22 protein-coding genes and 1 pseudogene are annotated in these 23,863 nt (G+C 68.4%); 14 read left to right on the top strand and 9 right to left on the bottom strand.

The window, feature by feature from the left end:
- The first annotated feature begins 54 nt into the window (after nt 1–54).
- From KCH87_RS32845 to KCH87_RS49510, 6 genes and pseudogenes are all read left to right on the top strand, one after another.
- Nucleotides 55–573, top strand: a complete 519-nt coding sequence (locus tag KCH87_RS32845; protein WP_210590727.1) for a hypothetical protein — start codon at nt 55–57, stop codon at nt 571–573.
- A gap of 14 nt (nt 574–587) precedes the next feature.
- Nucleotides 588–1,805 (top strand): efflux RND transporter periplasmic adaptor subunit, encoded by a 1,218-nt coding sequence (locus KCH87_RS32840; RefSeq protein WP_210590724.1) that lies wholly within the window; start codon nt 588–590, stop codon nt 1,803–1,805.
- Nucleotides 1,802–2,515: an ABC transporter ATP-binding protein gene (locus tag KCH87_RS32835; protein ID WP_210590722.1), complete on the top strand. Its 714-nt coding sequence runs from the start codon at nt 1,802–1,804 to the stop codon at nt 2,513–2,515. Before KCH87_RS32840 ends, KCH87_RS32835 begins: the two co-directional genes overlap by 4 nt.
- An 11-nt stretch (nt 2,516–2,526) precedes the next feature.
- The gene (locus KCH87_RS32830; protein WP_210590720.1) at nt 2,527–3,699 is read left to right on the top strand and encodes an ABC transporter permease; all 1,173 of its coding nucleotides are present in this window, start codon (nt 2,527–2,529) and stop codon (nt 3,697–3,699) included.
- Nucleotides 3,700–3,821: 122 nt separating this feature from the next.
- On the top strand, nt 3,822–4,169 hold the full coding sequence (locus KCH87_RS32825; protein WP_210590718.1) for a helix-turn-helix domain-containing protein: 348 nt from the start codon (nt 3,822–3,824) through the stop codon (nt 4,167–4,169).
- A 25-nt stretch (nt 4,170–4,194) separates the two neighbouring features.
- Nucleotides 4,195–4,501: pseudogene (locus KCH87_RS49510) on the top strand (NADP-dependent oxidoreductase); the annotation flags it as partial.
- On the opposite strand, the gene KCH87_RS32820 reads toward KCH87_RS49510, so the two are convergent.
- The 7 genes from KCH87_RS32820 to KCH87_RS32790 form a co-directional block, all read right to left on the bottom strand.
- A complete protein-coding gene (locus tag KCH87_RS32820; RefSeq protein ID WP_210590950.1) occupies nt 4,440–6,104 on the bottom strand; it encodes an MDR family MFS transporter in 1,665 nt (554 codons plus the stop codon). The pseudogene KCH87_RS49510 and the gene KCH87_RS32820 sit on opposite strands and share 62 nt — an antisense overlap.
- 292 nt (nt 6,105–6,396) lie before the next feature.
- Nucleotides 6,397–7,050: a TetR/AcrR family transcriptional regulator gene (locus tag KCH87_RS32815; RefSeq protein ID WP_210590716.1), complete on the bottom strand. Its 654-nt coding sequence runs from the start codon at nt 7,048–7,050 to the stop codon at nt 6,397–6,399.
- A gap of 262 nt (nt 7,051–7,312) precedes the next feature.
- Nucleotides 7,313–7,990, bottom strand: a complete 678-nt coding sequence (locus tag KCH87_RS32810; protein WP_210590948.1) for a DUF3159 domain-containing protein — start codon at nt 7,988–7,990, stop codon at nt 7,313–7,315.
- A gap of 640 nt (nt 7,991–8,630) precedes the next feature.
- Entirely contained in the window at nt 8,631–9,392 is a 762-nt protein-coding gene (locus KCH87_RS32805) for a MerR family transcriptional regulator (protein ID WP_210590714.1), read from the bottom strand.
- 146 nt (nt 9,393–9,538) lie between these two features.
- On the bottom strand, nt 9,539–9,976 hold the full coding sequence (locus KCH87_RS32800) for an HIT family protein (RefSeq protein WP_100599319.1): 438 nt from the start codon (nt 9,974–9,976) through the stop codon (nt 9,539–9,541).
- Between the two features lie 23 nt (nt 9,977–9,999).
- Nucleotides 10,000–11,505: an amidase gene (locus KCH87_RS32795; RefSeq protein ID WP_247197173.1), complete on the bottom strand. Its 1,506-nt coding sequence runs from the start codon at nt 11,503–11,505 to the stop codon at nt 10,000–10,002.
- A 739-nt stretch (nt 11,506–12,244) separates the two neighbouring features.
- Nucleotides 12,245–12,601, bottom strand: a complete 357-nt coding sequence (locus KCH87_RS32790) for a hypothetical protein (RefSeq protein ID WP_210590713.1) — start codon at nt 12,599–12,601, stop codon at nt 12,245–12,247.
- Nucleotides 12,602–13,198: 597 nt separating this feature from the next.
- On the opposite strand from KCH87_RS32790, the gene KCH87_RS32785 reads away from it, so the two are divergent.
- From KCH87_RS32785 to KCH87_RS32770, 5 genes are all read left to right on the top strand, one after another.
- Entirely contained in the window at nt 13,199–13,762 is a 564-nt protein-coding gene (locus KCH87_RS32785) for a GrpB family protein (RefSeq protein WP_210590943.1), read from the top strand.
- Between the two features lie 134 nt (nt 13,763–13,896).
- Nucleotides 13,897–14,625, top strand: a complete 729-nt coding sequence (locus tag KCH87_RS32780; RefSeq protein WP_247197172.1) for a transposase — start codon at nt 13,897–13,899, stop codon at nt 14,623–14,625.
- On the top strand, nt 14,588–15,337 hold the full coding sequence (locus KCH87_RS49500; protein ID WP_247197171.1) for a hypothetical protein: 750 nt from the start codon (nt 14,588–14,590) through the stop codon (nt 15,335–15,337). Before KCH87_RS32780 ends, KCH87_RS49500 begins: the two co-directional genes overlap by 38 nt.
- Before the next feature lie 57 nt (nt 15,338–15,394).
- Entirely contained in the window at nt 15,395–15,934 is a 540-nt protein-coding gene (locus KCH87_RS32775) for a winged helix-turn-helix domain-containing protein (protein ID WP_210590710.1), read from the top strand.
- The gene (locus tag KCH87_RS32770) at nt 15,931–16,479 is read left to right on the top strand and encodes a transposase (protein ID WP_247197170.1); all 549 of its coding nucleotides are present in this window, start codon (nt 15,931–15,933) and stop codon (nt 16,477–16,479) included. Before KCH87_RS32775 ends, KCH87_RS32770 begins: the two co-directional genes overlap by 4 nt.
- Before the next feature lie 278 nt (nt 16,480–16,757).
- Here the strand turns inward: KCH87_RS32770 and KCH87_RS32765 are convergent, their stop codons facing one another.
- On the bottom strand, nt 16,758–17,609 hold the full coding sequence (locus KCH87_RS32765) for a thioesterase family protein (RefSeq protein WP_210590707.1): 852 nt from the start codon (nt 17,607–17,609) through the stop codon (nt 16,758–16,760).
- Between the two features lie 643 nt (nt 17,610–18,252).
- Here KCH87_RS32765 and KCH87_RS32760 point away from each other — a divergent pair.
- Both KCH87_RS32760 and KCH87_RS32755 read left to right on the top strand, forming a co-directional pair.
- Entirely contained in the window at nt 18,253–19,080 is an 828-nt protein-coding gene (locus tag KCH87_RS32760) for a MerR family transcriptional regulator (RefSeq protein WP_210590705.1), read from the top strand.
- A gap of 101 nt (nt 19,081–19,181) precedes the next feature.
- Complete coding sequence (locus KCH87_RS32755; RefSeq protein ID WP_308298974.1) at nt 19,182–20,534, top strand: FAD-binding oxidoreductase; 1,353 nt, start codon at nt 19,182–19,184, stop codon at nt 20,532–20,534.
- 444 nt (nt 20,535–20,978) lie between these two features.
- Here KCH87_RS32755 and KCH87_RS32750 read toward each other — a convergent pair whose 3' ends face one another.
- Nucleotides 20,979–21,695 carry a TetR/AcrR family transcriptional regulator gene (locus KCH87_RS32750; RefSeq protein ID WP_143638245.1) on the bottom strand — a complete coding sequence of 239 codons (717 nt, stop codon included), beginning with the start codon at nt 21,693–21,695 and terminating at the stop codon, nt 20,979–20,981.
- A 296-nt stretch (nt 21,696–21,991) separates the two neighbouring features.
- On the opposite strand from KCH87_RS32750, the gene KCH87_RS32745 reads away from it, so the two are divergent.
- The gene (locus tag KCH87_RS32745; protein WP_210590700.1) at nt 21,992–23,752 is read left to right on the top strand and encodes a CocE/NonD family hydrolase; all 1,761 of its coding nucleotides are present in this window, start codon (nt 21,992–21,994) and stop codon (nt 23,750–23,752) included.
- Nucleotides 23,753–23,863 lie beyond the last annotated feature (111 nt).

Here is a 23,863-nt window from a genome sequence, read left to right as displayed (position 1 = left end):
TCTACTGGTCCCCGACGCCGGGAGAGACCCGGCACAGAAGGGACTGCCGAGCGCATGCGTACCATTTCGCGCACCAACTGGGGGCTGCTGGCAGCCGTACCGCTGCTGAGCCTGAGCCTGGCTGCCTGCGGGGGCGACACCGGCGGGAACGACGAGGTCGCGTCGGCCGGCGGCGACAAGAAGGGGGGCGGGCAGCAGCTCACGCCCGCCGAGAAGACCAAGAAGTACAACGCCTGCCTGGCCGAGCGGGGCGTGGCGCCGACGGGCGGGAAGGCCGGCGAGGACGCGCCCGAGCAGACCGCGTCGCCCGAGGAGGTGCAGGCCGCGCTCGCGGCGTGCAAGGAGTTCGCGCCCACCGCGCAGGACATGCAAAACGCGCAGAAGCCCGACGCAAAGCAGCTCGAGCAGGCGCGCAAATACGTCAAGTGCCTGCGGGCCAACGGCTATGACGCCCCGGACCCCGACCCGGAGACGGGAGGCATGCCGCTCGACAAGGACGCCATGAAGAACATGAACAAGCTTCAGGCGGCCGCCGAGAAGTGCAAGGACGTCAACCCCGCGTCCCAGAAGTGACGGGCGAGATCGAGATGACGCACACGCCCGAAACCGCAGACGACGCGACGCCCCGGATGCACCAGCTTTCCCCTCGAACAGACCCGGCAGAGGACCCGTCAGGGGTCTCGGCGGGCAGCTCTCCGGACGGCCCGCAGCACGCCCCACCGCGTCGCCGCCGCGCCCGCACCACCGCCGTACTGATCGCGGTCGCGGTCGCCCTGGGCGCCGCCGGCGTGGCAGCGTACGGCTTCGGCGGCGGCAACGGCAAGAAGTCCGAAAAGGGCAGCGGTCTGCCGCCGGCGACCGCACTGGTGACCCGCTCCGACCTCGCTCAGCAGGACACCGTCACCGGCAGCCTCGGCTACGGCGACAAGCAGCCCCTGACCAGCGGCGCGTCGGGCACCGTGACCTGGCTGCCGAACCCCGGTGCCACCATCAAGCAGGGCCAGAACGCGCTCAAGGCCGACGGGCGGCCCATCCCCCTCATCTACGGCGACACACCTCTCTACCGCGAACTGCGCGCCGGCACGAAAGGCCCCGACGTCGCCGAGGTGGAACGGGCCCTGGCCGCCCTCGGCTACACCGGCTTCACCGCCGACGAGGAGTACTCCGACCGGACCGAGGCGGCCGTCAAGCGCTGGCAGAAGCACCTCGGAGTGCCACAGACGGGCACGGTCAAGCCCGCGGACCTGGTCGTTGCCGACGGTGAGATACGCGTCACCGGCCAGGAGGTGAAGAAGGGCCAGATACTCCAGCCCGGCTCACCCGTGCTGACGTACACCGGCACCAGCCAGCTTGTCGCCATCGACCTCGACGCGAAGAAGCAGAAACTCGTCCGCCGTGGCGACAAGGTCACCGTCGTCCTGCCCGACGGTGCACACGCGGCCGGGACCATCACCTCCGTCGGTACGGTCGCCAGCACTGAAGGCGGGGACGGCGCTCCGGGAGAGGGCGACGGCAAGACCGTCATCAAGGTCACCGTCCAGATCGACAAGAAGGACAGGGGCAAGCTCGGCAGCTACGACGGCGCGCCCGTCGATGTGGAGATCACCTCCGCGGAGAAGAAGAACGTGCTGACCGTGCCCATCTCCGCGCTCCTCGCGCTGTCGGAGGGCGGATACGGCGTCCAGGTCGTCAAGGGCTCCGTCAGCAGCACGGTCGCGGTGGAGACCGGCATGTTCGCGAACGGCCGGGTCGAGATCACCGGCGCCGGCCTGAAGGCGGGCGACAAGGTCGGGGTGCCGCGATGAACCACAACGTCGTACGCCTCGACCACATCACCCGCTCGTACGCCGGCGGCGTCACCGCCCTCGACGGTGTCTCGCTCGACATCCGCCGCGGCGAGCTGGTCGCCATCGTCGGGCCCTCCGGGTCGGGCAAGTCGACCCTGCTCAACATGATCGGCAGCCTGGACCGGCCCAGCAGCGGCACCGTCACCGTCGACGGCCACGACATCGCCGGCCTGGGCGACCGGGAGCTGTCCGCGCTGCGCGCGCTCAGCATCGGCTTCATCTTCCAGCACTTCCACCTCACCGCGGGCGTACGGGCCCTCGACAACGTCGCCGAGGGCCTGCTGTACGCGGGCATCCCGCTCGCGGAACGCCGCCGCGCGGCCCGCACCGCCCTGGAGCGGGTCGGCCTGGGCCACCGGGTGTACCACCGGCCGCATGAGCTGTCCGGCGGGGAGAAGCAGCGCGTCGCGATCGCCCGCGCCCTGGTCGGCGGGCCGAGCCTGCTCCTCGCGGACGAGCCGACCGGCGCCCTGGACTCCCACTCCGGCACCACCGTGATGGACCTGCTGCGCGCCCTGAACGCCGACGGCACCACCGTCGTGATCATCACCCATGACCGGGAGATCGCGGCCTCGCTGCCCCGCCAGGTCCACGTTCGCGACGGGCGCATCGTGCAGGACTCCGCCCAGAACGCCCAGGGCGACGTTCAGGCGGTGTCCGCGTGCTGAAGGTCTCCCGCATGAGCACCCGCGACGTCGTACGCGTCGGCGCCTCCGGGCTGCGCGCCCGCCCGCTGCGGGTCTTCCTCTCCGCGCTCGGCATCGCCATCGGCATCGCGGCGATGATCGGCGTGGTGGGCATCTCCACCTCCAGCCACGCCGAACTGCAGCGCACTCTCGACCGCCTGGGCACCAACCTCCTCACCGCGTCCCCCGGCCGGACCTTCACCGGCGGCGAGGCCAAACTCCCCGAGCGTTCCATCGACATGGCGGGCAGGATCGCCCCGGTCGAGTCCGCAACCGGCACCGGCAAAGTGTCGGCGTACGTCTATCGCAACGACCACATCCCGGCCGCCGAGACCGGCAGCATCAACGTCAAGGCCGCCCGCCTCGACCTCCTGGACACCGTCGGCGGCTCTCTCGCCCGCGGCAACTGGCTCAACGCCGCCACCGCCAAGTACCCGGCCGTCGTACTCGGCAGCGGCGCCGCCGACCGCCTGGGTATCGGGGAAGTCGGCCCGGACACCCGGGTCTGGCTCGGCGGTCAGTGGTTCAGTGTGGTCGGCATCCTCGACGAGGCGCTCCTGGCACCCGAGCTGAACGACAGCGCGCTCGTCGGCTGGGACGCCGCCAAGCGGTACCTGGACTTCGACGGACACCCCACGACAATCTACGTCCGCACCGCAGACAGCGCGGTCACGTCCGTACGCGACGTCCTCGCCGCCACCGTCAACCCCGAGGCTCCCACCGAAGTGACCATCAGCCGCCCCTCGGACGCCCTCGCCGCCAAGGGCGCCACCGACAAAGCCTTCACGGGCCTGATGCTCGGCCTCGGCGGCGTTGCGCTCCTTGTCGGCGGGGTCGGCGTGGCCAACACCATGGTCATCTCCGTCCTGGAACGCCGCGCCGAGATCGGCCTGCGCCGCGCCCTCGGCGCACGGCGAGGCGACATCCGCACCCAATTCCTCGCGGAATCCCAGCTGTTGGCAGGACTCGGCGGGATCGCCGGAGTCGTCATCGGGGTGGGCGTCACCACCGCGTACGCCGTCGCGCAGGGCTGGCCGGCAGTCGTCCCGGCCTGGGCGATGGCGGGCGGCCTGCTCGCCACCCTCGCCATCGGGGCCCTGGCCGGCCTGTACCCCGCCGTACGGGCGTCCCGGCTGCCCCCGACGGAGGCGCTGTCCGGGGCCTGATCCCAGGCGGGCTCGTCCAAGGTCTGGATGCCCGATCGCGTCGTGCCCGTCCCGCTCCGGGGCTGCTCGATGATCCTGCTCGATACGAACGGAGGCCCGCGTGCCGCAGCACGCGGTGGGTCATGACTCTGCACGCGAACGCGCCCCGCACCCCGGAAGGGCGGCTCCGGTTGTGCCTACGCGTCGACGCTGGACGCCCCATCGCGCACATCGCGGCGGAAGCCGGGATCTCGCGTCGCTGCCTGGCGAAGTGGTATGCCCGATGGCGGACACACGGCGAGGACGGCCTGCGCGACCACTCCTCCCGACCGTCTGCCAGCCCTACGCGCACCAGCGAGGACATCGCCGACCTGGTGGAAGCGCTGCGGCGGCAGACCAAGTACGGGCCTGCCCGGCTCGCCGCAAAACTTGAGCGGCTGCACGCCGTCACCGTGGCGCCGGCCACCGCATCCTCGTGCGTCGCGGCCTAAATCGACTGCGCGACCTCGGCCTGCGGGGCGCACCCTTCTCGTCGAGGGCGTCGCTGGAGGCGTGGGGAGCGCGGCAGTCGAGATCGCTGTAGCACAAGGTGCCACCGTGATCGGGACAGCCAGTCAACGCAACCACTCCCCACCTCTCTCGGCGCCGTTCCCACCACCTACGGCCCCGGCCTCGCACAGCGCCTCACCGCTCTCGCTCCGCACTGCGTCGACCTGACACTCGACACTGCGGCTCCGGCTCGCTGGTCGACCTCGTCGCGATCACGGGCGACCCGACGCGCGTCGCGACGGTCGCCGACCAAGCAGGCGGGTGGTGCCTGGGCACCCTCCACTGCCTCTGGTCGACGCCTCGGCGAGGTCGGCACGGGGTGTGTCGGCGGGGGTCGGGAGGGCGCGGCCGCCGGCGGCGATGGCGCTCTCCTCGGCGAGTCGCTCCGTGCTGGTGGTCGTCTTGAGTGGCTTCTCTTCGATGAACAGGACGGCGATCAGTGACAGCAGGGCGAACGGGGTGGCCCAGAGGAAGAGTTCGGCGATGGCGATGCCGTAGGCGTTCTCCACGAGCGCACGCACCGGGGCGGGCAGGTTCGTCGCGTCGGGGACACCATGCCCGGCTCCGCCTCCCGGCGTGTCACCTGCCGCCGCGCGGCCGTCGGCAAGTTCGGTGGCGACGCGGTGGGCGAGGACCGCCCCCAGGACGCTGGTGCCCACGGTCCCGCCCATGCTGCGCGAGAAGGACAGGACGGAGGTCGCGCTGCCCAGAGTGTCGGCGGGCACGTCGTTCTGCGCGGCGAGGACCAGGTTCTGCGTCAGCATGCCGACGCCGGTCCCCAGGACGGCCATGTAGACGCTCAGCAGAACGAAGGGCGTGTGGGATCCGATGGTGGACAGCAGGGCGAGGCCGGCGGTCATGAGGACGGTGCCTGCCACGAGGTACCGCTTCCACCTGCCGGTCGCGCTGATCCGGTGGCCGGCGAGCGTGGAGGCGGCGAGCGATGCCAGGACCAGCGGCAGGCTCATCAGACCGGCAATCGTGGGCGACTTGCCTATGGCCACCTGGAAGAACTGCGAGAGGAAGACGGTGCCGCCGAAGAGGCCGACTCCGACCAGTAGGGAGGCCAGGCTGGTCAGTGCCACGGTGCGGTTGCGGAAGATGCTCAGCGGGATGATCGGCTCGGCGGCCCGGGACTCGACCCGGACGGCCGCCGCCAGCAGCAGCGTTCCGCCACCGACCAGGGCGGCCGTCTGCCAGGAGAACCAGTCGAACGTGCTGCCCGCCATCGAGACCCAGATGAGCAGCGAGCTGACACCGGCGACGATCAGGAAGGCACCGAGCCAGTCGATCTTCACGTCGCGGCGGACGTGCGGAAGGTGCAGTGTGCGCTGCAGCAGCGCGATGGCAAGGAGCGCGAAGGGCACACCGATGAAGAAGCACCACCGCCAGCCGAGCCAGGAGGTGTCCACCAGGAGGCCGCCGATCAGCGGGCCGGCCACGGTGGCGCCGGAGAAGACGGCGCCGAAGACGCCGGAGTACCTGCCCAGCTTCCGCGGGGGGATGACGGCCGCCATCACGACCTGCGTCAGTGCCGTGAGTCCGCCTGCCCCCACGCCCTGCACCACCCGGCTGAAGATCAACGTGCCGGCACCTTGGGAGAATCCGGCCAGGAGTGAGCCGACCACGAACAGGCCCAGCGATGTCTGGAGGAGCAGCTTCCTGCTGTAGAGGTCGGACAGCTTGCCCCACAACGGAACGGTGGCCGTCATGGCCAGCAGCTCCGCGATGATCACCCAGGTGTACGAGGATTGGCTCGCCCCCAACTCGGCGGTGATCCGGGGCAGCGCGTTGGCCACCACGGTTCCGGCGAGGATGGCGACGAACAAACCGGCCACCAGCCCGGAAACCGCCTGCAGCACCTGCCGGGGCGGCATCGTCACCGCTTCCGGCCTCTTCTCAGGGGAAACTTCGCTAGCCACTGACTCTTCCAATCAAGGAGAACAGTGCGGCGTACTCATGGGCACAGATCGCCACCTGACGGCGATGCACCGAAGGACCGCAAACGAGGGCGGCATCCGATCCGGCGCGGGTGGATCCACCTGCCACCGGGCCGGGCCTGTGTCACACCGCGCGAACAGCGCAGGCGGCCGGATCAGACAAAATGCCGAGCGTGACACTTAATTGACAGTGTTTATTGCGACCTGACGGTGTCGTCGCGTACGGACCTCAGGTCGTAGTCGCGTCCCCCATGGCGCCTCCCGTGGCGCTGCGAACCGCCTGGGCCAGGAGCCGGTGCGCGTGTGCGAATTGCCGCACGTCGGCACCGCCGAGCAGGGCATCGCCGATCGTCTCGTTGACGATCCGTAGGGCGCCTGAGGCGGCCGCCGCGTACACCTGCACCCTGATGTCGTCGGCCGGCAGGTCAAGTCGACCAGCGATGCTCCCGGCCAGTTCGCGTTCCACCTGGTCACAGGCCATTAGCCAGGCCGTGCGGAGTGCAGGCTCCCTGTTGCTGAGCGTGATCATCTTCATCGCGAGCGCGTCGTCGGCGCGCTCCGCCCTGTCGGCGTCGCGGGCATGCCTGCTCATCTCGTCGGCGAGATGGTCATCGAGGGAGAGTTCGGGTTTCCAGCGTCGCAGGGCGGCCACCTCCCATTCGACGCCATGCAAGATGATCGGTTCGGCGCAGCTCTCCTTGCTCCGGAAGTGGCGCCAGATGGTGCGCGTCGACAGGCCCGCTGCTTCGCCGATCTGGTCGCCGCTGGTCGCGGCAACGCCCTGCTCCCAGAAGAGACGCGACGCCTCTCGAGAGATCTCCAACCGGATCCGGCAGCGCCGTTGCTCGCTCGTCCCAGGTCCCACGCGATTGCTCACCTGCATGGGTTCACCTCGTCATTCATCCATGGGACAACGCCACTCAGACGTCGTTCAGTTGGTGGGGCGGCGGTAACCGACGAGGGCTGCGGCTATGCCGACGAAGGCCAGGAAGTGCTGGGCCCTGCGCTCGCGGCGACGGTGCGGGCGTCGGCAACCCATAAGAATCGACGCCCGAATTGGCCGTGGTCGCTCCGCGGTGCGGACGCGCGTGCCGGACGGGCCGTGTGGCCCGTCTGGCACGGACGGGGAGCGGAGAGGGCGTCGGTCAGGTGCGCTTGGCGGGCAGCAGCCCCACGGCCTTCAGCCGCTTGTCGGAAGCGCGGGCGGCCCAGGCGACGACCAGGAAGCCGACAGCGAGGAGCGGGTAGCCCATAGCGATCTTGGCGAAGCCCAGGGAGCCGACCTCGTCGGCCTGGTAGAGGTACTGCTGGACGGCGAACCGGGCGCCGAAGATGGCGGCCAGCACCAGGGTGGCGATGTCGTAGTAGAACCGCGAACGCTTGTCCGCCCGCCAGACGCTGCCCTTGCCGGTCGTCGAGTTCCAGATCAGGCCGGCCAGGGGCCAGCGCAGCACCACGGAGAGGACGAAGGCGACGGCGCCGGCCAGGCTCAGCCAGATACCGATGAGGAAGAAGTCCTTGGCGGATCCCGTGTACCAGGAGATGCCGGCGGCGATCGCCACGCCGAACATGCCGCCGAGCGCGGGCTGGATCGACTCCTTGCGCATCAGCCGCTGCACCGCGATGCCCAAGGCGACGAGCAGGGCGGCGAGGATGCCCACCTTGAGTCCCCTGGCGTTGTTGGCGACGACGAACACCAGGGCGGGCAGCGCCGAGTAGATGACCCCCTTGGTGCCGCCCGCCTGTTCGAGCGCCGACTTCTTCTTCCGTTGGTCTGCCGCTTGCATGTCGGTCGCTGCCTCCTGGGGACTGGTGATCTGCATGGTGATCAGCTCTTCCGGGTTCGTCTTGGGGGCGAAATCCTGCGTCACTAAGTGACATCTTGACATCTAGTGACGAACGAAGCCACCTCGCGCGACGTGACCTGAGTCACGCCTCGGCGAAACCTCCGCTCAGCGAGTCGCCCGTCATCACGTGGCGATCAGGGTCCGTACGACGGTGCCGCGATCACGGCGTTGATGCTGATCGGACCCTCGGGAGGTGTCCCGCATCGCGCGGTGGTGAACGGATCGAACAGCGCGCTGCCGCCGAACCAAACCTCAGGTTGACCGGTTCCCGCGCGGCGCGCCGACCAGCTCGTGGTCGGATGCGGGGCGTTCGAGCCGTGGCTGATGGGCCTGCCACGGTGCAGCCACACTCCGCCGCTCGCTGTCCGAAGCCTTCCTGGCGGGGCGTCGGTGCGCGGGGCGATCAGCTCGGTGATCTCCGTGTGGGAGAGCCGGATTTCGACGTGCTTTTCACACGTGGGCAGACCAGGCGATGTCGGCATCGTCTGAATCAGGGAGGAGTGGTCCGATGGCTCGAACCCCCGATGCCGCTCCGCTCACGCGAGCCCTCGACGGCGTCGAAGCTGACCCGCGCACCCTCTCCGGGTGAGACCGGCCCCGTCGCGGGTCACGATCATTACCGCGAGCCGGCGTCCGAGTGGTCCGGTCGGGGCTGGGTGGACTCGTCCACGATCACGTGGGTCCGGTGCAAAACGTCGAGCTGCGCCGGGTTGTACAGCTCACGCAGGACGGTCTCCATGGTCTCTCGAACGAATTTCTCCCCCCTCGGGGCGTCCGTGTACAGGTCGGGCAGGTTCGGGTGGTCCTGCCGCAGCCGGCGCAGGTAGGGCACCATCCGCTCCATGAGGTCTTGGCGGATGTGCTCGCCTGCGTCAGCGGGCAGTTCGTCGAACTCCCGATTGATCGGGTGAGCAGGCAGATTGCGCACCAGTGAACCGTAGGCTTGCAGCTGCTCCCCGTTCATCAACCGGGTCATGACCAGCAGGAGCGAGCGGTCGGTCTCGGACAGCACCGTTGCTTCGCCGGGCGTGAGTTCCGTAGGCAGGTCGGCCGGGGCACGCAGGTCGATCAGTGCCGCGAGTTCGAGCCGGGCCCGCTGCAGCCGTTCGATGGTCGCGGCCAGCTCCGCGTCGAGCGTGCGCAGTGCCTGCCCGGGGTGCTCACCCTCGTCCACCGTCTCCGCGATCTGGTTCAGCGAGAACCCGAGATCGACCAGACGCTTGACCCGCAGCAGGCGGACCAGGTGCGGCACGCCGTACTGCTTGTAGCCGTTGGCGCGGCGCTCGGGCTCCGCCAGCAGCCCGACCTCGTGGTAGTGCCGCACCGCCCGCAGGCTGGTGCCGGCAAGCTCGGCGATCTCCCGAGTACTCCAGCTCATGGCCCTCAGCCAACACGGTGCCGCTACGGCACAGTCAAATCCTCCCCCTGCCGCTCACGATCGGCATCGCGATCGAGCCCGGGCCGGTGCTGTTCGGCTCCCGGCTCGCGGCAGCTGGGCCAGTGCGCGGTCGCGCGAGTTCCGGTTCACACTCCGGGGTCAAAGTCCCGTGCCTGTTCATAACCGAGTTCCAGCAGGGCGGCACGGAGCTTTGCTGCGGCTTCAGCCAAAGCTGACTGATCCTCCTCCTGCTTGGCTTTGCTGAAATCAAAGTCGGACATGTCCCAGACGGGAGCGACATGTATATGCAAATGCGGTACCTCAAAGCCTGCGATGACGAGGCCGGCACGCGGAGCGTTCCAAGCCCGCTGCACCCCTTGCCCAATGGCCTGGGCTACCTCAAAGCAACGCGCCAGAAGGGTCCCGTCTGCGTCCGTCCACCGGTCGACCTCACGCCGCGGCACAACAAGAGTGTGGCCAGGCCGCAACGGAGCGATGGACAGAAAAGCGACGATTTCCGGATCCTGCCAGACGAAGCGTCCGGGCAGCTCGCCGACGATAATGCGTGAGAATACAGTAGTCATACGTGAAATTGTCCTCAGAGACGTCAGGCCGCGGACGGCGAATCGGGCAACGACGGCCAGAGATGCGCCCACGGCAGCGCTCGCTCCAACTGCGCGGCCAGTGCCAGCAGCTCGGGCTCCGAACCCGGGCGCCCGACGAACTGGATGCCGAGCGGCAGCCCACTCGACGTCCGGTAGAGCGGCACCGACGACGCCGGGCGCCCGGTCACGTTCGCCAGCTGAGTGAAGGGCGCGGGCTCAAGGTTCGCGACGGCCAGTTTCTCGACGAGGTTCATCCGGCCCAGCACACCGCCGATCCGGGCAGCCAGCAGCCCCCGTGCGGCGAGCCGGACCGGCAAGGCGAGATCGAACTCGCCGATCGGCCAAGCCGGCCGGGCCATGGTCGGGGTGAGCAGCATGTCGTAGCGCTCGTGGAACGCGGCCAGCGCCCGGGTGTGCTGGTGCCAGCGGGACTGCGTGGCCAGATACTCCGGCGCCGAAAGGCTCCGGCCGATCGCAGCCATCATCCGGGTCTCGATCTCGAAGTCGTCCTCGGCGCACCCGGTGAACTCCCGTGCGGCCGTGACCTCGGCGGCGACCATCGCGAACCAGGTCGTGAGGAAGTCGGTGGCCAGGCGCTGCCCGTCGATGACCGGGGCGGATTCCTCCACGACGTGTCCGAGTCCGGTGAGCAACTCCCCCGCGTCCCGAACCGCGGCGGCGGCCTGCGGATCAACCGGTCCGCCAAGCGGGGACACCGTGGTCAGCCCGATCCGCAGCGGGCGCGGGTCGTCGACGACGGCGTCGGCGTACGGACGCTCCGCCGGAGCCGCCCGGTACGGGCCCTCCGGTGCGGAGCCGGCCAGGACGTCGAGCATCGCGGCGGAGTCACGGACCGTGCGCGACAGCACGCCCTGCACCGCGGCGCCATGGAAGACCTCGTCGACCTCCGGCCCGGACGGGACGACGCCCCGCCCCGGCTTGAGCCCGAACAGCCCACAGGCCGCAGCCGGAATCCGGATGGAGCCCCCGCCGTCGTTCCCGCCCGCGACCGGGACGACTCCGGCCGCGACGGCCGCCGCGGACCCGCCGGAGCTGCCACCGGGCGTCCGCGACGGATCCCAGGGGTTGCGGGTCGGGCCCCCCGCTACCGGCTCGGTTATCGCGCGAGCTCCGAACTCGGGGGTCGTGGTCCGGCCGAACACAACCAGACCGGCGTCGAGCCAACGCTGTACCACCGTGGACGTCTCCGGGCGCGGGAAGCGCGCCAGCGATCGATTCCCACTGCCGGTCGGAACCCCGGCGAGGTGCTGACCCAAGTCTTTGATCAGGAACGGGACGCCGGCGAACGGGCCGGCCAGCGGACTGCGAGCGCGGGCACGGGCATCGTCGTCGAGTCGGTGGCGGATCGCGTTGATCGTCGGCTCGACGGCGTCGGCACGGGCAATCGCCGTCTCGAGCACTTCAACCGGGCTCACCGCCCCGGACTTCACCAGCTCGGCCAGCCCGACGGCATCGTGCTCCCGGTACTCATCCCAAGTGATACCCATACGAGTGCTCCCATCAGAGTGATAAGGGGCCCGGTCCGAGGCACGTCCAACGTCACGACGCCTCGGCCACCGGCGTCCCGGCCACGACCTCGCGCAGGTCTCAGTCGGCCGGTCACGACCGCGTCAGACACCGCGTAGCGATGTTGATCAGCCCTGATCTGAGTCAACACCATGCCGCGACGGCACACTCAAGCTCATGGATAGCGGGATCACACCACGCCGAGTTCTGGGCGCAGCATAGGACGCGGGCACGCGGTGAAGGTCGGACTGACCGGAGGCAGAAGGGGTGTCCGGCTGCCGGGCCGACGTAGGCCCGTCCGCCTTCTTGCTATGCCGAGTTGACGTCGTCAGTGGGCTGCGGCTGACGCGCGCCATTTCGCGCGGTCTGGCCTTCCCGACCCCGACCTGGCGCCTGACACTCACCGTCGTCCGCGACGTACTCGCGCAGGTCCTCGGACATCGGCGTCCGACGACCCGCACCCGCGCAACCTCGACGGCCGCGACCACTGCGGAAAGTCGGCGCGAACTGAGCAAGACGGCTGGCGCGGGACAGGTCAACAGCTTCGGGGGCCTCTTCCTCTGCTCTGAGGAGCGTGGCGACCGCTTCGGTGCGCAGGCCGGCCTGCTTCTCGCTGATGGTCCGTGGTGAAGAGGTGGGCGCGGCGCTCGCGTGGGAGGTCGGCGCCACGGATGCCCTCCGCGACTCATGGCGAAAGCGGACTGCCCTATCGGCGCAGCGTCAGCTCGCCACGCTCGTAGATCCATCCCCACTGAGGAGGGTGCGCAGCCGGCGAGCTACGTCGGTGGTGCTGTGCCCGTCCCACACGGGCGCCGTCTCTACCTCGGGCACGTCACCGAACAACGACCAGCCATTGGCTCGGTAGTGATTGCTGACCTGCCCCGTGGGGAGCTGGGCCACGACTATGAACCAGCCGCCTCCGAAGCATGGTTCACCGTCGTGGTGCTTCCATGAGCGGACGACGGGATACCTGGCGGCCAGCCACGCCCGGACTGCGTGTGCGTGGTAGAGCAGCCTGAATTCGTACAGCTCGTCGAAGGTGTGGAACCCGTCGGAGATGCTGCCGGTGTCGGTCATTACTGGCTCCAGATTGTGTAGAGCCCGCGGCGCGGGCTTCGCCGCTAACACGCGGCGGGTCTTGCCCACCTTGCCGGGCACCTCGACAACCTGGCCGGGCTGAAATGGTCAGCCCGGCAACGTAACTCAGGCCAGACTTCATTGCAAGCGTTGTCTGCTGAGAGCCGCTCGAGTGAGGACCCGGGATAGCGGCGGCAGACTCAGGGACCGCTCGCAGATCGGGTTCTTGTGTACTGCACTCACAGGAGGGACGCCGACATCGTTAGCCCCGGCGCCGACAAAGTGTCCGCATTGCTGACGGAGGGGCAGCCGCTCATCCGAGGGGCCAACAGTCCTCTGGCCCGCCTCAGGAGCCTGTTGGTTCGCGCGCCGCAATCCATGCCGCTGAGCAAGGACAACTGTGCCTGGGCCGAGCATGTCGCGCTGCACGGTAGAATCGACCTTTTCCGGGTCGAGCAGGAACGCGTCGCCGCTCTCGGCGCGACGCAGGTCCCGATCCGCCGAGCCCGCGTGACGACGGCGAGGCTCGACGAAGCCGCCAACCGCAGCCCCGTCGATCGAGGTGGTGAACTGGCGCAAGACGTAGAGGATGTGTTGGTGATGAACAGCAGCAAGCCTCGTCGGCCGGACGTCACGACGGTCGAGATCATCGGTGGTCCAGAAGCGCTCGAGGTCGGCCTTGGCAGCTATGACGCCCGGTGGGCGGAGGTCTACCTGCATCACCGGCGTCGGATCCTTGATGCGTTGGCGGCAGTGGACGTCGATGTCGAGCACATTGGATCGACTTCGGTTCCAGGCCTTGCCGCCAAACCGATTGTTGACATCGTCGTCGCGGTGGCCGACATCACAGCAGAGGAGGACTACCTCGACGGGCTGTTGGCCGCAGGTTACGAACTGCGGGTTCGCGAGCCAGGACATCGGCTCGTGCGTACGCCGACTCGCGACGTTCACGTGCACGTATATGAACGAGGGGACGCAGCGGTGCACGAGTACCTTCTCTTCCGTGACCACTTGCGCACCAATGCAGACGATCGCGCCCTGTACGAGAGTGTCAAACGAGCTCTGCTCAGCCAGCAGTGGAACGACATGAACGACTACGCCGACGCCAAGAACGACGTCATCTCCGCGATCAAGACTCGAGCCAGGGCAACTCGCCAATGACGCGGGATGGTCTCACGGGTTTGTGATCTGTGAATCTGTTCGACTGGTGACGCCTACCGGTGGTTTGTTGGCGGCGGGTTCGAGCGGGAGTAGGCCGTGAGTGGAGGCGTCAACTACGGTCTGGGGAGCCCGAGATGACGAAGCGGCTGCCGTGTCCGCCTGCACCGGATCCGCTGGAAGCGTACGCCGTCCATTTCGATGATCTCTTCGGGACGCTGGCGCAGCGGCCGGGCTTTCGCGAGTTCCTGGCCGGGCTGTTGTTGCCGCGGGACCACAACAAGACACTGACATGCCTGGCCGGCACGGAGCCCGTGGTGGGTGCCCAGCATGCGGCGGTGCAGCGCCTGCAGTTCTTCCTGTCCGAGTCAACCTGGGACGGCGAGCAGATCAATGCCCGCCGCCTGCAGTTGTTGCTGGCCGACCCGGCCACGGCACCGCATGACGGCGGGGTGCTGGTCATCGACGATTCCGGGGATCGCAAGGACGGCGGCGCGACCGCCCATGTGGGCAAGCAGTACCTCGGCTCGGTCGGGAAGATCGACCGCGGCGTGGTCACGGTGACCACCTGCTGGGCCGACGAACGCCTCTCCTACCCGCTGCATGCCGTGCCCTACACCGCCGCCCACCACTTCACGCACGGGAAGAATGACCCGGCCTTCCGCACCAAGTTGCAGATCGGGGCCACCCTGGCTAACGCGGCGACGACAGCGGGCGTCAAGTTCCGTGCGGTCGTCGCCGACTGCGCCTACGGCGACCACAACACCTTCCGCGCAGAACTGTCCGACGCCCGCCTGCCGTTCGTGATGGCCCTCAAACGCGGCCACGGTGCCTGGCCAGTACAAGGACGCCTTCCGGCCCGTTGATGCCGCTCGCGAGCTGCCCTGGTATGGCCCTGAACAGAGCGGCGACTGGCAGCCTGTCACCCGCATCTTCCGCAACGGACGCACCACGACCTGGTGGGCCGCCGACGCCCGGCTGGGCTGGTGGGGACCCGGCGGCGTGATCCGGCTCGTGGTGGCCACTACCGACCCGGCCACCCTGCCCGAGACGTCCACCTGGTACCTGGCCACCAACCTGCCCCAGCCTGGATCACCCCGCGCGGCACACAGCCGCCACCCGGCCGCCGATCTCACCGAAGTGGTACGGCTCTACGGCCTGCGGTACTGGGTCGAGCAGAGCTACAAACAGGTCAAGGACGAACTCGGCTGGGCCGACTTCCAGGTCCGCTCCGACACCGCGATCCGCCGCCACCAGACCCTCGTGAACTGTGCGTTCAGCTTCTGCTGGAACACCTGGTTCACGCCCAACCCACCCCCGCCCGCTCCGGTCGGCCCACCACCCGAGCCTGACGCGCCGCCAGGACCGGCAGAGAGGGGGAGAACCCGGGTCCCAGCGGCCCCGAACGGCCTGCTGGCCCCAGGCCATCCGCGCCGTCCGTCGCTGGCTGATGCCCTGGGCCACGCTGCAACGCTACTGGCGGGCCTGGACGACCAAGCCCCGCCCACAGCACTACAGGAACTGATCAACACCGACGGCACCGGCAGACCCCTGGACCTCTACATCCCGACCTACTGAGCTTTCCGTTGAGTTGTCGGGGGTGACATCGCTTGATCCCTGCGGTCGTTCGTGGTCATGAGGTATGCACAGGGCGGCGGTCTCACGCCGCAAGGCCAGGCCGCGCGCGAGCGGGTGCGCATGCTCGCTGCCGATGGCTTTGCCCGGGGTGAGAAGCACACGGTGATAGCCAAAAGACTCCGGGTCAGTGTGCGGTCGGTGGAGCGGTGGCACCGATCCTGGCGGGATGGAGGGCAGGGGGCCCTGCGCATTTCGGGCCCTGCGAAACGGCCGAAGGTGGACGACCATGACTTCGCTGTACTCGAGCCGCTCCTGCTGGAGGGTGCGGTGGCTTGGGGCTGGTCAGATGAGCGCTGGACCCTGGCCCGGGTGCGGTTGCTGATTGCCGACCAGCTGGGCGTGTCGATGTCGATCCGCGGAGTGTGGGAGTTATTGCGGCGGCACGGCTGGTCGTGTCGGCAGCCTGCGCGACGGGCGGTCGAACGTGACGATGCGGCGGTGGCCGGCTGGGTGAAGGAGACCTGGCCCCAGGCAAAGCCACCGCGGCGGCGCTCGGGGCATGGCTGGTCTTCGAGGACGAAGCCGCCGTCTCGATGACGTCGCACCGCTCCCGCACCTGGGCGCCGAAAGGCGGCACACCGGTGGTTCGGTTCAACGGCGCTTCCCGCGGCCGCATTTCGATGGCTGCGCTGGCGTGTTTCAAGGTCGGCGAGCGCAGCCGGCTGATCTACCGTCCTCGCACCCAGGGCCATCACCGAGGTGCCCACCGTGGCTTCACCTGGCAGGACTACCGTGATCTTCTCGTGCGGGCTCACCTTCAGCTCGGCGGTCCCGTCTTGGTGGTTTGGGACAATCTGAATGTTCATCGCTGTAGTCGATTACGTGAGTACGCGGCGGAGCACGACTGGCTCACCATCGTCCAGCTGCCCAGCTATGCGCCCGACCTCAATCCGGTCGAGGGCATCTGGTCATTGCTCCGGCGCGGCACTACCGCCAACGTCGTCTTCCGCGACCGCGACCACCTTGTCCGAGCCGTCCGCAGCGGCCTGCGCCGCATCCAACGACGCACAGACCTCATCGAGGGTTACCTCGCCGAAACCGGCCTCTCACTCAACGCGACAACTCAACGGAAAGGTCAGTAACAAACCACCGCTAGTACTCCAGTCAGAAATCGTTGCCTGAGCTGGTTCTTCTTCGGTGGTGGCAGCGGCGGGCTGCGGCTTGGTGTCGTCTGCGCCAGAGGCACCGGTTCAGGGCATGTGCAACCGGTCCGAGGCGGGGTGTGGGGCGGGGCAGCAGAGCGTCCAGGAGTCGGCTGGATCGAGTCCCAGAATCGGAGCATTCCTCCGCAGGCGCGGATCGGGCCCAGTGGCGCCGCAATGCCGGGATGAACCTGGGCCTGTCCCCGAGAGGACTGTGGTCAGTCCGCCGTCGGGGCCGCCTTCAGGGCTTCGGAGGTCAGTTCGCCGCGTGGGCCGACGGCGTCGGCCACGCTCAGGCAGGTGCTGTCGTGGAAGATACCGAGTTCGTAGTGCACGGAGTCGGCGTCGACGGAGCGGACCGTGAGCCCGATCTCGTAGTCGCCCGGATAGGTCACCTCACCGAGATACTGGATCTGGTATGACGAAGGGGGCAGATCTGGCACCGAGCCCGCACCACTTGTCCCAATCGAGTGCGAGGTGAAGGTGGCGACGGCCTCGTCGTACCAAGTGGTCAATGCGATGAAGTTGACGTGCTGGTTGGAGTCGACGTCACCGATCCGGGAACGCAGCGTGGCCCAGTGCGAGTAGTGGGCACGTTGCAGGCGCTCAGGGCGTGGACGGGCAGCTGCCGACGTAGCCGTCTCCGGTAGCTGCATCTCGTCGAGATCGGCGATCAGCTCGTCCGGAAGCTGGAGCGGCCCCGAGTTGTCGGCCAGCACGACGGTGGCGTCGCCACTGCCCACATGCTTGCCGTCGACCATGATCGCCTGTTCGAAGGTGAATGAGGAGTGCCCGATCCGGCGAACGCCGGTGTGCACTTGCAGGTGGGTACCGGTCGGGCCGACCGGAGCAAGCCGGTTGACCCGTTGGCCGACGAGCAAGATCTGGTACGGCCCGAAACCACCCTTACCAATGAGGCGTTCGAAGCGGTGCAGCCGCAGCCGGATCCGGGCATCTTCCAGCCAGCGCGCCATGCCGATTGTGCTTGCCGAGCCGTTTCGACCAAGATCGGCCTGTCGCACCCGGACATCGATCTGGGTACCGAGCCTCTGACCGTCAGGAGTGTTCATGCATGATGATCTTAGAGCAGCGTCAACTTCGCTGCCAGGTCGGACAGGACGTACCGCACGACCAGGTCCAGTTGCTCCAAGCCGCACCGCGACTGTGCGCAGCACCGACGATCTTGCCTTTGCCGATGCGCCACCAGCTCCGCCAAGCTCGGCCGGCGTTCCTCCAAACACGCTCATCTCCATGTCCCGGTACTCCAATCAGAAATCGTTGCCTGAGCTGGTTCTTCTTCGGTAGTGGCAGCAGCGGGCTGCGGCTTGGTGTCGTCTGCGCCAGAGGGACCAGTTCAGGGCGTGTGTAACGGGTCCGAGGCGGGGTGTGGGGCGGGGCCCCCGCAGTACTGCGGGGCCCTGAGCAAACGCGCCAACTGCGGGGGGAGCTGACAGGTCCGAACCCTGTGGACCGGGGCAAGAAAGGCTCGAAGTCGGCTGCCTTACTCGGCGCGCAAGGCCCCACGCGGCGGTCCAGGCCACCATGCCGACGGTCACCGCCACGCGGCCAAGCTGCCGATCGCGGCGGTGAAGCGTTCACCGCGCGGGAGCCGGGAGCCGAACAGCACCGGCCCGGGCCCGATCGCGATGCCGATCGTGAGCGGCAGAGACAGGATTTGACTGTGCCGTAGCGGCACCGTGTTGGCTGAGAGCCATGAGCTGGAGTACTCGGGAGATCGCCGAGCTTGCCGGCACCAGCCTGCGGGCGGTACGGCACTACCACGAGGTCGGGCTGCTGGCGGAGCCCGAGCGCCGCGCCAACGGCTACAAGCAGTACGGCGTGCCGCACCTGGTCCGCCTGCTGCGGGTCAAGCGTCTGGTCGATCTCGGGTTCTCGCTGAACCAGATCGCGGAGACGGTGGACGAGGGTGAGCACCCCGGGCAGGCACTGCGCACGCTCGACGCGGAGCTGGCCGCGACCATCGAACGGCTGCAGCGGGCCCGGCTCGAACTCGCGGCACTGATCGACCTGCGTGCCCCGGCCGACCTGCCTACGGAACTCACGCCCGGCGAAGCAACGGTGCTGTCCGAGACCGACCGCTCGCTCCTGCTGGTCATGACCCGGTTGATGAACGGGGAGCAGCTGCAAGCCTACGGTTCACTGGTGCGCAATCTGCCTGCTCACCCGATCAATCGGGAGTTCGACGAACTGCCCGCTGACGCAGGCGAGCACATCCGCCAAGACCTCATGGAGCGGATGGTGCCCTACCTGCGCCGGCTGCGGCAGGACCACCCGAACCTGCCCGACCTGTACACGGACGCCCCGAGGGGGGAGAAATTCGTTCGAGAGACCATGGAGACCGTCCTGCGTGAGCTGTACAACCCGGCGCAGCTCGACGTTTTGCACCGGACCCACGTGATCGTGGACGAGTCCACCCAGCCCCGACGGGCGGAACGCTACCGAACTTCGTTGACCGCGCCGGTCTCCGGCTCCATGCCGTCGCCGTCGACGGCCGCACCCGTGAGCGACACGCAGGAGTGACAATGCAGTCTCATGCCCGTGCCCATGCCCATGCAGATGCCCGCTACGCAGTCAGCACTGCCTTGCTGGCTGAGCTGCGGTCCAGAATCCCTGCGGGCCGTGTGCTCACCAACGGACCGGAGTACGCAAAAGCAGTGGCGTTGTTCAACGCAGCGGTCGATGTCCGTCCTGCTGTCGTCGTGCGGTGCGCGACCACCGCTGACGTGCAGGCCGCGATACGCGCGTCTCGCACCCATGGGGTGCCGATCTCGGTACGCGGCGGAGGGCATGACTTCTGGGGGCGGGCGTTCCGTCCCGGCGGACTGGTTCTCGATCTGACTGACATGCGAGGAGTTCAGGTCGACATCGGCCGCCGTTTCGCGACGGTGGGTGGCGGGGCACTCTCGTCCGACGTCGTATCCGCTGCCGAGCGGGCGGGCCTGACGGCGGTCACCGGAACAGCAGGCGCCGTCGGCATGGTTGGCCTCACGCTCGGCGGCGGATACGGCCCCCTGATCGGGCAGTTCGGGCTCGCGGCCGACAACCTGCTCGGCGCCGAAGTCGTCCTGGCCGACGGTTCACGAGTGAACACCGACGCCGACCATCATCCGGACCTCTTCTGGGCGTTGCGGGGCGGCGGCGGCAACTTCGGTGTCGTGACCTCGGCGCGGATCCGTCTGCACCCCGTGCCGACAGTCGTGTCGGGCACCATCTTGTACCCGATCGTCCAGAGCGCCGACATTCTCGCCGACCTCGGTGGGATCCTTCAGGACTGTCCGGATGAGCTGACGGTTGACGTGGGGTTCCTTCCCGGCCCGGACGGGAAGCCGACGGTGTACGTCGCGCCGACCTGGTCGGGGGACATCGAGGTGGGGAACGCCGAGAACGGGCCGGTGCGTGCCCTGGCCAGACTCGGTACACCCGTGCTGGCCGAGATTGGACCGGCCGCCCGTTCCGCGGCGTTGGCCGCGACGGACACCATGTTCCCACCGGGGCGGATGGGCGCGATTCGCACGCGCACCGTCCAGAGTATCTCCGGCTCCATCGCGACCGTCCTGGACCGGGCTGCCCAGGAGTTCACCTCACCGTTCTCCGCGATCGTGTGGCATCAGTTCCATGGTGCCGCCGCCCGTCTGCCCCTCGGCTCGACAGCTTTCGGCCGACGCGAACCGCACCTGATGGTCGAGCTGATCTCATTGTGGGAGGGCGAAAGCAAGGGCAACGCAGGAGCCGGCGATGGTAGGTCCCCGCACCTGCACTGGCTGGAAGCGTTGCACGCGGCGCTTGAGCCGTTCTCGTTGCCGGGTGGCTACGTGAACTTCCTGGGGCCGGAGACTCCCGACCAGGTCGCGGAGTCCTACGGGCCGAACACCGAGCGTTTGCTCGCCGTGAAATCTGCGGTCGACCCGGACTCCGTCTTCGCCGCCACGCCGCTCCCCAGCGGGAGTGACGACGCCGGTTCCAGGCCCGTGTGAGGCGCGGAACCGGAGCATCCGGGGATGCCGGCGATCCCGCCGGAGAACGGCATCGGGTCGTCGGACATTGACCACGTTGACCTCGGGCTTTCACCAAAGGGGGCCGTCCGACGGGTGATCAGATAGCCGGGGAGCGCCTCTGAACTGGGAAGGTAGGGCTTGTCGAAGGTCCTGTTCGTCGCCAGGAGAGAAGCGCTCCCCGGGTCCAGGGCGCCGGGCAGGGTCAGGCGCCACCGGCCGCTGTATCCGGGATGGAGAGCTGGGGTCTTCGTCGGACTGGCCGAAATGGCGCCCTGGACCACAGAGTTCACATGGGCACTACGGCGTTGACGTGCCCTGAGAGATCGGCGGTTGAGCGGCGTAGACAGTGCGTGCAGCAACGACCGTGTCCCCTCCTGCCTCCGTGGGTGAGCCCATCGGAGTGTGCCGCTCAGGGGGCACCGCTTACTCCTGTCGATCGGCGGCGCCCTCGTCCGGCGCGGCGGGCGCCTCGTCGACCTGGACCGGGTCGCCCACGGCGCCCCCGGTGGCCGTGCGGACAGCGTCCGCGATGAAAGCGAAACTCTCGTCACCGAGCTTCCGCGGATCGGTGCCGTCCAGAAGGCCGGCTCCGACGTACTCGTTGATGACTCGCAGGGCGGCAGCGGCGGCCGCGGCGTGCAGACGTACCTGTAGGTCGTCGGGCTTGAGTCCGAGGCGAGTCGCGATGACCGCGGCCAGTTCGTGTTCCACCTGGTCGCAGGCCATCAGCCAGGCCGTGCGCAGGGCCGGTTCGGTCTCGGCCAATCGAATCATCTTGACGCCCAGCCCGGCATCGGCCTGCTCCGAAGGGCTGATCTCGCTGACCAACCGCTTCGCCTCCGTGGCGAAGTGCTCCTCCAAAGAGCGGTGCAGCGGCCAACTGCGCAGAGTGGCCAGTTCCCACTCCACGCTCTGCGCAACGATCGGCTCCGCGCAGCTCTCCTTGCTACGGAAATGACGCCAGATGGTGCGGGTCGACAGGCCCACCGCCTCCGCGATCTGGTCACCGCTCGTGCCGTCGACGCCCTGCGCCCAGAACAGGCGTGCCGCCTCCCGCGAGATCTCGAGACGTACACGACGGCGGCGCTGCTCACTCATCCCGCCACGGCTGCGTTCGGTCGATACCACGTCGTCGGCCATCTTTTCGCCACCCTTTCACCATCGCGCTCACTCAGTGCCATATTGACATTAAGTGACGCTACAAGCCAGCTAGTGCGCGCGCCTTCGGTGCGCGCAGCCTCGGCCTGCGCCCACCTTGATCCACACCCGAACGCACCCACTTGCAATGTCCGTCACTTAGTGACACCGTCGACTCTGTCACTAAGTGACAGAAGGGCCCCGCCGTGCGGTGGCCTTTGCCGCTCGCAGTGCAAGGCCGGCCTGCACAGCGGGCGCCCCCCTTCCGAGTCCCCCACACGCGAGCTCCGGAGTACCGCATGAGGAAACGACCAGCCGCCACCGCCGCAGCCCTGCTCACGGCCTGCGCCCTGACCTGCGGCCTCATAGGGGCAGCCGTCGCCGCGCCGGACCAGGCAACCGACGGCGGCCGAACAGAAGAGACGACAGTCGCCACCGCTACCGAATCGATCACGCACGAGGAGAACGAGCGGGTGCCGGAAGGGGCGCGCTGGACCCAGCACTACTTCCCCTCCTCAGACGGCTCCAAGACGGAGCTGCACGCCGATGTTCTGCTTCCGGAGAAGCTCCCCGCGGGCGCGAAGGTGCCTGTCATCTTGTCGGCCGGCGCGTACTTCGGCCACTCGGGGGCGATGGAGGTCGAGGAGGAGCACGCCGGCCCCTCGGAGCGCTTCCGGGACCTCATCGAGGGGACCGACCTGTTCGACGAGGGGTACGCCTTCGTCATGGTGGACACCCGTGGCTTCGGCGGCTCCACCGGATGTCTCGACCTCGGCGGGCCAGGAGACCAGGCCGACGTCAAGGCCGCGATCGACTGGATCGCGAGACAGCCCTGGTCCACCGGAGCGGTGGGAATGTACGGAAAGTCCCTCGACGCCTACACCGGTCTCCTCGGCAACAACGTGAAACACGACGCGCTGAAAGCCGTCGTCGCCCAGGAGCCCATCTGGGATCTGTATCAGCAGCTCCATTCCTACGGCGTGCCGCGTCCGAACAGCGTCCAACTGCCCACCAGCTACAACCGCATTGCGGGCCTGGCTCAGTTGCCGGACGAGGACAAGCGGTACCGGACCAACGCCGCGTACGAGAAGAAGCACCCCGAGTGCCTGGTGCTCAACTCCTTCGGCCCCTCGATCGGTGACCCGGACGACCCGTACTGGAAGGACCGCAGCCCGGCCAGGAACGCGAAGGGCACCGCCACTCCGCTTCTGTTCACTCAAGGCACCGCCGAGACCAACACCCTGCCCGTGGGGATGGAGGAGTTCCTCGACAATCACCGCGGCCCGCAGCGGGCCTGGGTCGGCCCCTGGGACCACGTACGCGGCAATGAGCGCACGCAGGACGGGAAGCTCGCGATGGGCCGCGCGACCTGGTTCAAGGAGACACTGTCCTTCTTCGACGAACACCTCAAGGGCATCGACCTGAAGAGCCAGTTCCCGAACTACGCCGTCCAGGACAACCTCGGCAACTGGCGCGCGGAGAAGGCCTGGCCCACAGCGAACCGCTCCGCGAACGTCCGTCTCGGCAATGGCTCGTACGTGGACAGCGGAGCGGGTTCGCAGCCGACTCCCCCGGAACAGGAAGCCGGTCGTGACGCCGGGAGCTTCATCGTCTGGTCCGGGCCTCTTGAGACGGCCACGCGGGTCACCGGCACGCCCCGGGTCACCATGATGGCCAAGGGTGAGGGCAACGTGATGGTCAAGCTGTACGACGTGGACGAGGACGGCAACGCTGTCGCATTCGACGAGCGAGTCTCCCGGCTGGACCGGGACCGGCCGGACATCGGCCTGAAGTCGACCGACTGGACCCTGCGGGCAGGCCACCGCCTCGCCGTGGAGATCGGCTCGGTGCGGACCGGCGATTGGCTCGACACCCCCTCCAAGCAAAAGATCCGGATCAGTAACGCCCGTCTCCATCTGTCCCTGGACAACCCGGCTGAAGACATCGCCACCGGTGGCGACCGAGCGCCGTGGCTCGACACCTTCATGCAGATCAACGCGGCGAAATTGAAGCCCGGCCCAGCCACGTTCTCGGTGCCCCCGGCCCGTGCGCGGCGCTGAGGACGCCACACCGCTGGACATCCTCGTCGCGTTGGCTCACAGGGCGGAGCACAGTTCCCCCCACGCAGCGCGGCCGACGACCATGCCGCGGGGCCCCGGCCAGGCCGGTGG

Origin of the sequence: Streptomyces sp. GESEQ-35, assembly GCF_017948485.1 — a bacterium.
Lineage (GTDB): Bacteria > Actinomycetota > Actinomycetes > Streptomycetales > Streptomycetaceae > Streptomyces.
The sequence above is the reverse complement of the archived record's forward strand: the minus strand, read 5'-3'. Positions and strand labels throughout refer to the sequence as shown.